This is a genomic window from Soehngenia saccharolytica DSM 12858 (assembly GCF_059568515.1).
Window position 1 is genome coordinate 1 of record NZ_JCANTN010000016.1, and the last position, 14,574, is coordinate 14,574.

Annotated in this window: 10 protein-coding genes, 1 pseudogene and 1 riboswitch; of the genes and pseudogenes, 2 read left to right on the plus strand and 9 right to left on the minus strand. The window is 33.2% G+C overall.

Annotation, left to right across the window (positions count from 1 at the left end; all coding sequences use genetic code 11):
• Positions 1 to 153 (plus strand): annotated as a pseudogene (locus tag BO51_RS05735) (IS110 family transposase); the annotation flags it as partial.
• A gap of 240 nt (positions 154 to 393) precedes the next feature.
• On the opposite strand, the gene BO51_RS05740 reads toward BO51_RS05735, so the two are convergent.
• The 9 genes from BO51_RS05740 to BO51_RS05780 all read right to left on the minus strand — a co-directional run bounded on the left by BO51_RS05740 (position 394) and on the right by BO51_RS05780 (position 13,064).
• On the minus strand, positions 394 to 2,064 hold the full coding sequence (locus BO51_RS05740; protein ID WP_496484816.1) for a formate--tetrahydrofolate ligase: 1,671 nt from the start codon (positions 2,062 to 2,064) through the stop codon (positions 394 to 396).
• A gap of 83 nt (positions 2,065 to 2,147) precedes the next feature.
• Positions 2,148 to 3,407, minus strand: coding sequence for a phosphoribosylamine--glycine ligase (gene purD / locus BO51_RS05745; RefSeq protein WP_496484818.1), 1,260 nt, complete (start codon positions 3,405 to 3,407; stop codon positions 2,148 to 2,150).
• Positions 3,408 to 3,417: 10 nt separating this feature from the next.
• A complete protein-coding gene (purH, locus tag BO51_RS05750) occupies positions 3,418 to 4,950 on the minus strand; it encodes a bifunctional phosphoribosylaminoimidazolecarboxamide formyltransferase/IMP cyclohydrolase (protein ID WP_496484819.1) in 1,533 nt (510 codons plus the stop codon).
• Entirely contained in the window at positions 4,922 to 5,578 is a 657-nt protein-coding gene (purN, locus tag BO51_RS05755) for a phosphoribosylglycinamide formyltransferase (RefSeq protein ID WP_496484820.1), read from the minus strand. The genes purH and purN overlap by 29 nt, the downstream gene beginning before the upstream one ends.
• Positions 5,569 to 6,600, minus strand: a complete 1,032-nt coding sequence (purM, locus tag BO51_RS05760) for a phosphoribosylformylglycinamidine cyclo-ligase (RefSeq protein WP_496484822.1) — start codon at positions 6,598 to 6,600, stop codon at positions 5,569 to 5,571. The genes purN and purM overlap by 10 nt, the downstream gene beginning before the upstream one ends.
• A gap of 2 nt (positions 6,601 to 6,602) precedes the next feature.
• A complete protein-coding gene (gene purF / locus BO51_RS05765) occupies positions 6,603 to 7,955 on the minus strand; it encodes an amidophosphoribosyltransferase (RefSeq protein WP_496484823.1) in 1,353 nt (450 codons plus the stop codon).
• 14 nt (positions 7,956 to 7,969) lie between these two features.
• Positions 7,970 to 8,452 (minus strand): 5-(carboxyamino)imidazole ribonucleotide mutase, encoded by a 483-nt coding sequence (gene purE, locus BO51_RS05770; protein WP_496484825.1) that lies wholly within the window; start codon positions 8,450 to 8,452, stop codon positions 7,970 to 7,972.
• A gap of 13 nt (positions 8,453 to 8,465) precedes the next feature.
• Positions 8,466 to 12,188 carry a phosphoribosylformylglycinamidine synthase gene (locus BO51_RS05775; RefSeq protein WP_496484827.1) on the minus strand — a complete coding sequence of 1,241 codons (3,723 nt, stop codon included), beginning with the start codon at positions 12,186 to 12,188 and terminating at the stop codon, positions 8,466 to 8,468.
• 171 nt (positions 12,189 to 12,359) lie between these two features.
• Complete coding sequence (locus tag BO51_RS05780; protein ID WP_496484829.1) at positions 12,360 to 13,064, minus strand: phosphoribosylaminoimidazolesuccinocarboxamide synthase; 705 nt, start codon at positions 13,062 to 13,064, stop codon at positions 12,360 to 12,362.
• 290 nt (positions 13,065 to 13,354) lie between these two features.
• A riboswitch (purine riboswitch) is annotated at positions 13,355 to 13,456 on the minus strand.
• A 110-nt stretch (positions 13,457 to 13,566) separates the two neighbouring features.
• Between BO51_RS05780 and BO51_RS05785 the strand changes: the two genes are divergently transcribed.
• Positions 13,567 to 14,541, plus strand: a complete 975-nt coding sequence (locus BO51_RS05785) for a 2-hydroxyacid dehydrogenase (RefSeq protein WP_496484831.1) — start codon at positions 13,567 to 13,569, stop codon at positions 14,539 to 14,541.
• The last annotated feature ends 33 nt before the right edge of the window (positions 14,542 to 14,574 follow it).

The following is a 14,574-nucleotide window of genomic DNA, read 5'->3' on the forward strand; positions in this document are numbered from 1 at the left end:
TGTACAAACAAGCCCAAAAAGGTTGCATTAGGTGCTGTAATGAGAAAATTAGTAAATATTATATTCGCCGTCATGAGAGACAAAAAGCCTTTTGAGCTAAGAACCCCAGAAGAGCATGAGGAACTACTTCTTACTAGGTCTTCAGTAGCCTAATGATCTGTATTTAATGTTTAGTTTTCAAAGAACAATTTTAAATAACAGCTTCGTTTTTTAAACCAATAATCATTGGTTTATTAGGTGTGCATTTTTTTATTATTAATTTTTCAAAAAATATTTAATATTATTTTGCTAAAATCTATTGACTTTAATTAGCTGGTCTTTTATTTATTAATCTATATATATATTACAGTATAAAAGTATAAAAGTAAATAAAAAGCTGGAAAAAATCCAGCTTTAAAATAATCCTACTATTTCCCCATTTTCCAATATGTCAATGCTATTTGCCGCTGGTACTTTTGGCAAACCTGGCATAGTCATTATATCGCCAGTCAAAGCAACTAAAAATTTAGCTCCATTGGATATCTTTATCTCTTTTACTGTAATTTTAAAATTCTTTGGTCTACCCAATAGATTAGGATCGTCGGATAGAGAATATTGGGTTTTGGCCATACAAATTGGCATCTTATCCAATCCTAGCTTTTCTATGTCTTTAATTTGTTTTAAAGCTTGGGAGCTAAATTCCACACCATCTGCACCATAGACTTCAACAGCTATCTTTTCGATTTTTTGTTTGATATTTTCTTCTACATCATATAAAAATCTAAAATCTGCTTCATTCTTCTCAACAACTTCAACAACTTTCTTTGCTAAGTCTATTCCGCCTTCTCCACCTTTGGCCCATACTTCAGATAATACTGCTTCTGCTCCCAATTCATTGCATCTATTTATTACAAAATCAAGTTCTGCTTTTGTGTCTGTTGGGAATTTGTTTAAGGCAACAATAGCAGGCACTCCGAACTTTTTCAAATTCTCTATATGTTTTTCAAGGTTTTCAAAGCCTTTGCTTAAATAATCAAAGTTTTCTAATCCATATTCATCTTTTTTAGCTCCTCCGTGATGTTTCAAAGCTCTTACTGTTGCTACTATAACTGCTGCATCTGGTTTGAACCCACCATACCTGGATGTGATGTCAAAAAACTTTTCAGCTCCTAAATCTGCACCAAAACCTGCTTCTGTAACTGTGTATTCACAAAGTTTTAAAGCCAATTTGGTTGCTAATATTGAATTGCTTCCATGTGCTATATTCGCAAAAGGCCCACCATGAATTATAGCAGGAGTGTTTTCTAGTGTCTGTACTAAGTTAGGTGCTACTGCATCTTTCATCAAAAGTGCTACTGATCCTTGTGCTTTTAAATCTTTGACAAACACTGGGGAACCGTCAAATTTATATGCAACAATCATGTTTGATACTCTTTCTTTTAAGTCTTCTAAGCTCTCAGAAAGGCAGAAAATAGCCATAATCTCGGATGCAACTGTTATGTCAAACCCATCTTCTCTAGGCATGCCATTAGGCTTTCCACCTAATCCAATCACAATATGTCTTAAAGCTCTATCATTCATATCCATTACCCTTTTCCACACAACTCTTCTTGGATCTATGCCTAATTCGTTTCCTTGTTGTATATGATTATCAAGAAGTGCTGAAATCAAATTGTGAGCAGATGTTATAGCATGAAAATCTCCAGTAAAATGAAGATTTATATCTTCCATTGGAACTACTTGCGAATATCCTCCACCAGCTGCTCCACCCTTTACTCCAAAGCTAGGCCCAAGAGATGGTTCTCTTAAAGTAGAAATAGAGGTTTTTCCAATTTTGTTTAAGGCCATTGATAATCCGATGTTTGTAGTTGTTTTACCTTCCCCTGCAGGAGTTGGATTAATAGCTGTTACTAATATTAGTTTTCCGTCCTTCTTATCTTTCAGTTTCTTGTAAACATCTAGCGAAATCTTAGCTTTGTACTTCCCATAATTGATTATTTCATCTTCAGATATACCCAATCCTTCAGCTATATCTTTAATTGGTAACATTTTAGCCTCTTGAGCTATTTGGACATCTGTTTTCAAGCTATCTCCTCCTTAAAATCAGCTATAATTATAACTTAAGATTAGTATATCATAATTAAAAAATATTTAGTAATATAGATTATTTACAAAAAGAAAGTTCTTCCTATGTCCTTTCGAAATTGCATTTTATGAAAATTTATTTTTTTAATCTCTTCATAAACTTTCTCGATTGCTTTGTTCATATCGTCAACACAGCCAATAGTTAATACTCTCCCTCCGTTTGTTAGAAGTTTCCCATTTACTCTCTTAGTACCATTGTGAAATACATATACATCTTTATCTATTTTTTCTAATCCAGTTATTTCATATCCTTTTTCGTATTCTTTTGGATAACCTCCAGATGTTAGAACAACAGCAACAGAAGGTCTTTCATTCCAAACAAGCGATTTAGCTTCTAATTTTCCATCTATTACATCGATCATTATTTTAAATAAATCTGATTTTAATCTAGGCAATACCACCTCTGTCTCAGGATCTCCAAATCTAACATTAAATTCCAACACATAAGGATTTAAATTGCAAATCATCAAACCAATAAACAGTATCCCAGTATAATCGAAATCATACTTTTCGAAGCCTTTTTCAATTTTTCTAATTATATTATCATTTATCTTTTTCTTAAATTCATCTGTAAATAGCGGACTTGGCGAATAAGCTCCAACCCCTCCTGTATTTGGTCCAAAATCATTGTCATAAATTTTTTTGTAATCTTTTGCGCTTTCCATTGGATATATTTTATTGTGAGATACAAAGCACATCAGTGATGCTTCAGTACCATCTAAGTACTCTTCTATTATCACTTTTTCTCCTTGCGAGCCGAATATTTTGTCAATGAATATGCTCTTTAAAGTTTCAATTGCATCTTCTTTGTCATTGCAAATTGTTACGCCTTTCCCCAAGCATAGACCATCTGCTTTTATTACAAGTGGAAATAAAAAGTCATTCAATCCAGCCACTGCCTCTTCATAATTGAAGTATGTATTATATTTAGCAGTAGGAATCTCATTGTCAATTAAAAATTTCTTGCAATAGTCTTTGCTTGCTTCAAGTTGTGCACATTTAAAATCAGGTCCAAAAATCACTAAGTTCTCTTTTGTAAACTCATCTACAATTCCTTTTGCCAGTGGATCTTCAGGTCCAACAATTGTTAAATCAATATTGTTATCAATGGAAAATTTTTTTAATCTATCTATGTCTAAAGAATCTATATCTACATTTTCAGCAAGTTCTAAAGTCCCTCCATTCCCAGGGGCACAATAAATTTTGTCTACCATTTCTGATTCTGATAGTTTTTTGATGATTGCATGCTCTCTGCCACCACTTCCCACAACTAAAACTTTCATCTCACACCTCCTAATGTTTAAAATGCCTGATCCCTGTAAATACCAATGCAATATTATTTTTATCAGCTTGTTCTATTACTTCTTTATCTCTAATTGAGCCACCTGGTTCGATTATGGCTGTTATCCCATGTTGAGCTAACAATTTTATTGAGTCGTCGAATGGAAAAAATCCATCTGAAGCTAAAACAGAATTTTCAGTATTGCCTTTTGCTTTTTTCAAAGCAGATTCAACTGCAAAATATCTATTGACATCTCCGAGTCCAATTCCAAGAGATGTCTTGTCTTTTGCTAGTACAACTCCATTTGAATTTATGTATTTGGAAATTATCCATGCAAAATTCATATCTTCGAGTTCTCCTGGGGTTGGTTTCCTTTTACTCACCACTTCTAATTTGCCATTTATAAGCAAATTGTCTTTTTCTTGATATAAAAGCCCTCCATTTATTGCTTTGAAAGTCATTTTGTCTTTCTTAAATTCATTTAATTTATCTATTTCTAATAACCTGATGTTTTTCTTTTTTTCTAATATTTCAAGTGCTTTTGAAGTAAATGAAGGTGCAAGTATTATCTCTAAAAAAATCTCTGATAGTTTACTGGCTAGCTTTTCGTCTACTTCTTTATTTAAACCGACTATACCTCCGAATATTGACTCAGTATCTGCGTTATATGCGTTTAAATAAGCTGTATAAATATCGTGAGATGAACTAATTCCGCAAGGGTTGCCATGTTTTATAGCCACAGCTGTGGGTTCGTTAAACTCAGTTAATAATTCCAATAAAGCATTCACATCAAATATGTTGTTATACGACATCTCTTTGCCATGAAGTTTCTTAGAGTTTATTGCATTTGGGGTATTTTGTATATTTTTCTCATATAGAGCCGCTTTTTGATGTGGATTTTCTCCATATCGAAGATCGCTATTTTTCTTATAGCCCATTGTGAGATGTTTAGGAAATAATACAGAATTTGTGCTATTAAAATAATCCGAAACTAAACTGTCATAATATGCTGTGTATGAATATGCTTTCCCTGCAAGTATTTTTCTAGTCTCTAATGTCGTGTCCCCAAATCTTGCTATCTCATCAATAACAGTATTATAGTCTTCGTTGTCAAATATTACTGTTACAAATTTAAAATTCTTACTCGCAGCCCTTAGCATTGAAGGTCCGCCTATGTCTATGTTTTCAATGACTTGTTCTTCAGTTATCCCATCTTTTTTTATGGTTTCTTCAAATGGATAGAAATTATTGACTACCATATCTATTTCACATAATCCATATTTATTTACTGTTTCTAAGTCCTTTTCATTATCTCTCCTGAATAATATGCCTCCATGTAAGATAGGGTTTAAAGTTTTTACTCTTCCATCTAAAATCTCTGGAAATTTTGTTATTTCATTTATTTCTGTCACAGGTATATTTGCTTGTTTAAGTTCTTTATATGTTCCACCTGTGGATATTATTTCCCATCCTAATGCTATTAACTTTTCTGAAAATTCAACAATCCCTTGCTTGTTATAAACGCTTATCAATGCCCTTTTCATCTTTTCCTCCTCTTTTTACAACTCTTCTACCAATCACTACAAGTTCGTCGTTGCAGAGCTTTTCAAGTGACGATACCAATATCTCGTGTTCTATCGATAATACTTTCTGTTGCAAAGAGTTAGGTGAGTCAAAATCGTCAACATCTACTGCTTTTTGCTCAATAATTGGCCCTGTATCTGCATTTTCATCAATAAAATGAACGGTTGCACCTGTTACTTTAACACCATATTCAATTGCTTTTTCATGAACTTTAATCCCATAATATCCTTTTCCACAAAAACTCGGAATCAATGATGGATGAATGTTTATAATCCTATTTTTATACTGCATCACCAAATCTTTAGAGAGTATTTTTAAGAAACCTGCCAAAACTACAAAATCTATCTCTTCTTTTTTGAATATCTCTAATAATTTTTCGCTGTATTCTTCGTCAGTTAGATTTTTTGAACTTATACACATATTTTTAATTCCATGTTTTTCTGCTCTTACAAGTCCATAAGCATCTTCTCTATTAGATATGACAATTTTAATCTCTGCATTTATCTTTTTTTGTGATGTTGCATCAATTATGGCTTGCAAATTTGTGCCTCCACCCGATATCAATACAGCTAATTTTTTTACAGACATAGATCTATGCTCCTCTCACCTTCCAGTACCTCGCCTATTATATATATATCTTCACCTTTTGATTTATAAAGTGCGATTATTTCAGATGCAATCTCTTTATCAACCACCATCACCAAGCCAATCCCCATATTAAAAGTCCTATACATCTCTTTTGTTTCAATTTCCCCAAGTTTTTGAATATAACGAAATACTGCAGGTGTATTAAATTCACTCATATATATTTTTGCTCTTAACCCTTCTTTTAGCATCCTTGGAATGTTCTCATAGAATCCCCCACCTGTTATATGGCTCATTGCTTTAATTTCATAGTTCTTCATCAAATCTAATATCTCTTTTACATATATTCTAGTTGGAGTCAATAACTCTTCGCCTAATGTTCTGCCAAATTCTTCTATATAGCAATCAACTTTGTAATTGTTATCTTCAAAAAATAATTTTCTAACAAGAGAAAACCCATTGCTATGAACTCCTGATGAAGGAAGTCCTAAAATCAAATCATTTGGCTTTATATTTTCGCCTGTTATTATTTTTTGTTTATCTACTATTCCGACACAGAATCCAGCAATATCATATTCACCATCAGCATAAAATCCAGGCATTTCAGCAGTTTCTCCACCTATTAATGCACATCCACTATCTAAACAACCTTTCGCAACTCCCGAAACGATCTGTGCCATCTTCTCAGGTATCAATTTCCCAGTAGCAATATAGTCAAGAAAAAATAGTGGCTTTGCACCTTGACATAAAACATCGTTTACGCACATAGCTACACAGTCGATGCCAACAGTGTCGTGTTTATCCATCATAAATGCTAATTTCAATTTTGTACCTACTCCATCTGTTCCAGATACTAAGACTGGATTTTTATACTCATTAGTATCTATTTCAAATAGTCCTGAGAACCCCCCTAAATCTGAAAGCACTCCTTTTGTGTATGTCTTTTTAACTATATCTTTCAACAGATCGACTTCTTTGTTTGCAGCATCTACATCTACTCCTGAAGCTTTGTAGTCAATAGGCATTTTTATTCCTCCTTTAATCTTTTTACTGGATATTCACCATTAAAGCAGCCTTTACAAAATCCATTATTCCCACCACTAGCTTCGACTAAGCCTTCAAGCGATATAAAATATAGAGAATCAGCGTTTATAGCTTTTCTGATCTCTTCAACTGTCATGTAATTTGCTATTAAATTCTCTTCATTTGGTGTGTCCACCCCTAAAAAACAACTGTGTTTTACAGGTGGTGAAGCAATTCTTACATGTACGCTTTTAGCTCCTGCGTTTCTTAACATTTCTACAGTTCTTTTGATGGTCGTTCCCCTGACAATTGAATCATCTACTAATATCAAATCTTTTCCTTTTATATTTGAAGTTAAAGGGTTTAATTTTATTCTCACTCCTTCTTCTCTTATATCTTGAGTTGGTTCAATAAAAGTTCTCCCTATATATCTATTTTTGATTATTCCTTCAGTGTAAGGTATTTGGGATTTCTTGGCATACCCTATTGCAGCAACTGTTCCTGAATCAGGAGCTCCAATGACAATATCAGCTTTTATGGGGCATTCTGTATAAAGGATTTCACCAGCATTAAATCTTGATGTATATACATATCTTTTGTCTATATAACTATCTGGTCTTGCTAAATAAACTAATTCAAATATGCATAATGCTCTTTTTTTACTTTGAAGCTTCTCGCTTCTAATTCCGTTACTATCAATAATCACTATTTCACTAGGATCACAATCCCTTATAAATTCTCCTCCAATACATTCAATAGCACATGTTTCTGAAGAAAAGATAAAGTCATCACCTATTTTGCCAATAGAAAGTGGCCTTATTCCATGTGGATCTCTTGCAGCAATCAATGAATCTTTAGTCATTATAATTAGAGAATAAGAGCCTTTTACTTCACTTAGAGCCTTTTTTATCGCATCTAGCAAACTATCTTTATGATATTTCGCAATCAATGATGCAATCACTTCTACAGCTAAGTCAGTTTGAAATAAATGACCATTTTCTTCAAGTTTTTCTCTTAATTCTTTATAATTTGCCAATGCACCATCCATGCATATTGAGAGTGCACCATTTTTATATCCCACTACTAACGGCTCTGAATTTATTTTGGACCTTTTCTCAGAATGTGATGCATATCTTACTTGCCCTATTGCAATATTGCCAATAAGTCTATTAATTACTTCACTAGTAAATACATCGCCAACTAATCCTAAATTCTTTTCATAATCGATAAATCCATTGTTATTTATTGAAATTCCAGCGCTTGCTTGGCCTCTATGCTGTAATGCATAAAGGCCGTAATAAATATATTTTGAAACTTTTTGATTATCTTTGCTGAAAACTCCTATTATACCACTCAAAAGAAGACCCCCTATTAATATTTCCTAATTTCTTCATCGCTTTTAATTGTCTCTGATTCTATCTTTTCTTTGTGAGCTCTCAGTTTTTCTCTTAAAGTTTTATCACTGATAGATAAAATTTCTGCCGATAGTATTCCTGCATTATAACCGCCATCTATCGCAACTGTTGCAACTGGTACACCCTTTGGCATTTGTACAGTAGAAAGAAGAGAATCCAGTCCATCTAGAGTAGACGATTTTGCTGGTACTCCTATTACAGGAAGTACGCTAATGCTTGCTATCACTCCAGCTAGATGTGCAGCTTTACCTGCTATTGCTATTACCAAATCGAACCCATTTTCCTCTAGTTTTTCAGCAAATTCAATTGCTATCCTAGGAGTTCTGTGTGCTGATATGACTCTCATTTCGTTTTCTATTCCAAAGCTATCTAATACTTCCTTTGCTTCCAAAGCTATTTTTATATCTGATTTACTTCCCATAACTATTGCAACTTTCATAGTTATCCCTCCATTATTTATAGTAATTTACTCCAGATTCAAATATCTTGTGTTTGCCCTTAATTTCTATATTCTTGTAAATTCCATCAGCAATTCTATCGATTGCAGATACTGTTCCTAATATTCTCCCATCAGGACTAGTCATAGACTCAATAGCAAATTCAGATCCAGTTGGATTGAAAAGTCCATCGTAGGTAGCTTTTCCGTTTTTTACAAATTGAGTTGATATTTGGCCTTTTTCAATCAATTCTTTTCTATCATTCAAGAACACTCTTCCTTCCTTTGTTGCGATCGGCAGTGTGTATTCAAAACCTATCTCCATGTCATTAAACCAAGGGGACAACTTAGAAGTTACTTTTACATCAGCAAAATTTGAATAGAAATCGCCTGAATAATTGTATACAATCGATGGCGATTGTTCATTCTCTTTGACAAACTTGCCATGTTCAATAAGTCCAAGTTTAATAAGTGCATTAAAGCCTGAACCTATCCCTAAAATAAGTCCATCATTTTTATACAGCAATTCATATACTGATTCTTTTAAATACTCATCATCAAATATGACCTTCAATAATTTAGCCGCAGTTTCGGGCTCATTTCCTAAGAAATATCCATTTGCTAGTCCTAGTATTTGCGTTTCTTTTAGCAAATTTGAGAGTAATCTAATCGATTTTTTTATTTCACTTGTGTTAAATGTTTTTAATACAAATGTATTTACAATTGCTCCACATTCTTCAAATGAACTCATCATGTCGTATTCGCCATTTGTACCTGTAAAAATCGGTATCAATACTCTAGGCTTAGCAATTGTCTTAGTGTTCTTCATGGAGTGTGAACCTTTGTACTCAATATTTGATACTTCTTTTCTGATGTCTTCTTTTATAGGAAATATATCCTCCAAAACACCTAAATAGACTTTTTTTAATTCATCTAATTCAAGGGTTTCTTCTCCGATTTTTATGCATTTTTCTTTTTGTGTAGTTCCTACAACTCTATAATTTAAAGAAGATATATCTTTTTTATTCTCTTGTGAAATCTCTAATATAATATTCCCATATGATGGCATATACATGTCATCAAACTCTTTGCTAAATTTAAAGCCTATGTCATTACCTATGCACATTTCAAATATTGCTTTTGCTAATCCTCCATGACTAATTACATTTGAAGAAAGTATTTTCTTTTCATCAACTAATTTTTTAATTAAGCTGTAATTATACTTTAAACTATCTAGATCGACTAAGTCATTTTCATCCCTTTTTAACATGACTTCAATTACTAGGGAATCTGTTGCTTTAAATTCTTGAGAAATTATATTTTCACTGTTTTCAACACATACTGCAAAACTAAACAGCGATGGTGCTACATTAATATTTTCAAAGCTCCCACTCATGCTGTCCTTCCCGCCGATACTTGGAATCTCTAGTTCTTTTTGCACTTTATATGCTCCCAATAAGGATGTAAATGGTTTAGCCCATTTTTTAGGATCTTCTCCTAAGCTTTCATAGAATTCTTGGAAAGACAATCTTATTCTTTTGTAATCCCCTCCCAAAGCTATTACTCTCGCTACTGAGTCAATAACAGCGTAATAACCCCCATGGAATGTACTCCACTTAGCTATTTCAGGATCATATCCACATGTCATTATAGAAGCAGTGTTTGTGTGTTTGCCCATGACTGGAAATTTAGCAGCCATTCCAACTTGAGGCGTCAACTTTTCTTTCCCTCCAAGCTGAACAACCACTGCATTTTTACCAATTGTATTGTCAAATCTTTCGATTAATCCCTTTTGAGAACAGCAATTCAGATCTTTTAAATTATCAATAAATCTTTCAGCATTCGTTTTGTTAGAATTCATTTTATCTAAAAACACCGATTTCTCTTTTAAAGGAGATACTACATGAACTTTTGCTTTTTTTCTAATTCCGTTTGTGTCAAGAAAGCTTCTTTCTAAATCAACTATTATTTTATTTCTCCAAAGCATCTTCATTCGTTTTTCTTCTGTTACCTTTGCTATAACTGCTACTTCTAAATCTTCTTCTTCTACTAATTTTTTAAATTTTTCCAAGTCATTTTCATCTATAACTATCGCCATTCTTTCTTGAGACTCTGATAGAGCTATTTCTGTGCCATCCATTCCTTCATACTTCGTCGGTACTTTATCTAAATCAATTAACAATCCATCTGCTAATTCTCCAACAGCTACAGCTACTCCACCAGCACCAAAGTCATTACATCGTTTAATCATCTTTGAAGCTTCTTCATTTCTAAAAAGTCTCACAATTTTTCTTTCAGTTTGAGGGTCTCCTTTTTGGACTTGAGCTCCTGCTGTTATCAATGTGTCTTTTTTCTGCTCTACTGACGACCCAACAGCTGCTCCCAATCCATCTCTTCCAGTCTTTCCACCAACAAGTAATACAAGATCATTAGGTTTAGGAACTCCTCTTCTTACCCAGTCCTTTGGTGCTGCTGCTACTAAAGCCCCTAATTCTAATCTCTTCGCTTCAAAACCGTCATCATAAAATTCTTTTATATATCCAGAGGCTCCACCGATTTGATATGCATATGAACTGTATCCTTCAACTGCCATAGTAGTGATTTTTCTTTGAGGAAGTTTCCCTTGCAATGTATCTTCAAATTTTGTCCTTGGATCCTTTGCCCCTGTAATTCTCATTGCTTGATAAACATAGCCTCTTCCAGAAAGTGGATCTCTAATACCCCCGCCTAGACAAGTAGCAGCCCCACCGAATGGCTCTATTTCAGTTGGATGGTTATGTGTTTCATTCTTAAACATCAATAGCCATTTCTCTTTCTCTCCATTTACATCGACTTCAACTTCTATGCTTGCAGCATTGACTTCTTCAGAAATTTCTCTGTCCGTTAGCTTACCGTTTTTTTCGATTTCTTTCATATTTATCGTTGCTAAATCCATTAAGCATATAGGTTTATTGTTGTTGTGAACGTATTCTCTTGACTTCATGTATTCTTTGAGCACATTTTCAAATAAGCTTTTATAATCTCCATCTTCAAGCTTTATTTCAGTTATCTCTGACATAAAAGTCTTGTGTCTACAATGGTCTGACCAATAGGTATCAAGGATTTTAATTTCTGTAATAGTGGGTTTTTTCATGGTTTTTTTGCAATGATCTTTTATGAATAGAAGATCCTCTAAGTCAAGTGCTAGATTGTATTTTTCCTTTAATTCTATTAACTCATCTTCTGAGTAATTTACAAAATTATCGATGATTTCAATCTCTTTAGGTTCTATTTCTTCTTTATCTTCACTTATTAAGTTAAGAGGCACTTCTTTAGAGTTTACTGGATTTATATAGTAGGATTTTAATTTAGAGAAGTTTTCTTTTGACATGCCTTTTACTAAAATGATCTTTGATACTTTTACAGATGAGTCTTCATATCCTAAGTATTTATTTATAAGTATTTCTGTGGCATTTTGTCTTGGATCAAATTGCCCTTTGTTGTATTCAAATCTAAAAGCCAATTCCCCATTGTTTAGATTTAATTCACCGGAGTATATATTGTCAATGTTTGGTTCAAACAGAATCTTTTCAACTATTTCATTTAGTTTTTCTTCGTCAACGTTAAATAAATCATAAACATTAAATACAGTTATATCGTCATATTTTTCTATGCCGAGAAATTTAGCATCTTTTTTTAGTTTTATTGCCTCTACATTAAAATCTTTCTTTTTTTCAATCATGATTCTAAAATTTTTCATTTTTCAACCTCCTAAAATTTTAAGCCCAGGCGGGTAGGTCATCTGCGAAACCTACCCGCCTGGGCTTTTCTCCCTTCGGTGTAATGCCATAAGACATCTGTACCGCTCGGTCTTTTAATAAGAACCCTAGGTACACTTTCGGTGCATAAAATTTAATCTAATTACTTTTAATTAATTATTTAACATTATTTTTTCAAGTGTCAATGGTTCTATATACACACCATCTTTATAGGCTCTCATATTCCCACCTGACACTTCATCAATCAATCCGATGTGATTATCTTCTGTTATTCTTCCAAATTCAAATTTAATATCATATAATTCTATACCCTTTTTTTCTAATTCTTCTCTTACAATCTCTGCTATCTCAACTGCCATACCTTTAATTTTATTTGACTGTTCTTTACTCATAATATTTAATATTTGAAGTGCATCTTCTGTTATCAAAGGATCATCTCTTAAATCATCTTTTAAAGTGAATTCAACATATGGTCCTATTTTTCTTCCTTCTTCAACATATAATGCATATCTTTTATAAAAGCTTCCCACCGCTCTATATCTAACTATTACCTCTACACCTTTTCCAAACAGTTTAGCAGGTAAAACTGTCATAGTATTGCTGTCAATATCCGATGAGATAAAATGTGTGGGTATTCCTTTTTTATTGAAGAGTTCAAAAAAGTAAGTACTTAACCTAAGCCCAGACTTACCTGCCCCTTCAATCGTAAGACCAACTTTATTTGCTCCTGGGTCGAATACTCCGTCTTCTCCTGTCACATCATCTTTAAATTTTAAAACATAATTTCCATCTTTTAACCTATAAACATCTTTTGTCTTACCGGAGTACACTAAATCAGAATTGCTTAAATTAACCATAAAAGACCTCCTTAAAATATTAGTAAAAAATAGCCTACGGCTGTTCTTAAATATAGTATTGGAGCAGGATCAAAATTGATCCTACCCCAACAATTGACAAAGAGCCTAACGTCTTACCGGAGTACACTAAATCAGAATTGCTTAAATTAACCATAAAAGACCTCCTTAAAATATTAGTAAAAAATATAGCCCAGGTGGGTAGGTCGTATGCGAAACCTACCCGCCTGGGCTTTTATCCCTCCGGTGTAATGTCCAAAGACATCTGTACCGCTTGGTCTCTTAAAAAGAACCCTAGGTACACTTTCGCTCATAGACAAATGATTATCGGTCACTTTGTAGAAACATCCCAACCTTATTATGGGATTTATATGAGCTATATTTCTTATTTCAAATTGAGTGTAACAGCTTTTATTATAAGTGTCAATGGTATATTAAAATTTTGTTTAATGTAAATGCATTGAAGGGTATCTATTTAATAGTAAAATAGAAAGGTCGTGTTAATTTGAAACAAAATATACTAGTAAGTTTTACTCCAAATTCCAAGCAAAGAGAAATAATAGAGAATAAATTGTCAGAAAAAGCAAATATTTATTTTTTGGAAAATGAACCAGACAGAGCAGAGGCTATAAAAAATGCTGACATAGTATTTTCTTGGAATCCAATTAGAGAATTTGATGATGAAGAATATAAATACTTTAAAAATGTTAAATTAATGCAACTTTTGTCAGCAGGTGGTGATCACTTGCCATTTGAGATTTTCCCCGATAACCTTATGGTAGCTGGAAATGTTGGTGCATATGCTCAGGCAATGGCAGAGCATGCATTGGCGATGGCATTGTCGCTTTCTAAAAATTTATTTGTGAATCATAAAAAATTGCAAGAAGGAATATTTGATCAATCAAGCAAAAGTAAACTTCTTCATGGAGCAAATTTTGCGATTATTGGTTTTGGTGGAATTGGCAAGGAAATCTATAAACTTCTTCAACCATTCGAGCCAAAGATTTATGCAGTTAACACTACTGGAAAAACTGATTTAGATGTGTTCTTTGCCGGTACTGTTGATGATTTAAACTATGTCTTGAGCCAGTCAGATTTTATATTTATCACTATACCACTCACTCAAAAGACTAAAGGTATGATTGGAAAGACAGAATTTAGCAATATGAAGAGTGATGCAATATTAATAAATGTAGCCCGTGGAGAAATTATAAATCAAAAGGATTTGTATGAGCATCTTTTAAACCATCCTGAATTTAAAGCTGGCATTGACGCTTGGTGGATTGAGCCTTTTAGACATGGAGAGTTTAAAGTTGATTATCCATTTGTGGAATTACCTAATGTCATAGGATCCCCTCACAACTCTGGTATGGTGCCAGGCTCTATGGTGAAAGCTGCAGAGTTTGCAGTCAATAACATCCTTGAATTTTTGAATGGAAATAAAATTAAGGGTATATTTAATAGAGAAGACTATGTATGATAAAACACCTAAGTGATTTCACTTAGGTGTTTA

Coding starts and splice junctions, on each gene's coding strand:
- purD (WP_496484818.1), bottom strand. CDS start 3,407: ATGAAAGTTTTAGTTGTGGGAAGTGGTGGCAGAGAGCATGCAATCATC.
- purH (WP_496484819.1), bottom strand. CDS start 4,950: ATGAAAAGGGCATTGATAAGCGTTTATAACAAGCAAGGGATTGTTGAA.
- purN (WP_496484820.1), bottom strand. CDS start 5,578: ATGTCTGTAAAAAAATTAGCTGTATTGATATCGGGTGGAGGCACAAAT.
- purM (WP_496484822.1), bottom strand. CDS start 6,600: ATGCCTATTGACTACAAAGCTTCAGGAGTAGATGTAGATGCTGCAAAC.
- purE (WP_496484825.1), bottom strand. CDS start 8,452: ATGAAAGTTGCAATAGTTATGGGAAGTAAATCAGATATAAAAATAGCT.
- BO51_RS05775 (WP_496484827.1), bottom strand. CDS start 12,188: ATGAAAAATTTTAGAATCATGATTGAAAAAAAGAAAGATTTTAATGTA.
- BO51_RS05780 (WP_496484829.1), bottom strand. CDS start 13,064: ATGGTTAATTTAAGCAATTCTGATTTAGTGTACTCCGGTAAGACAAAA.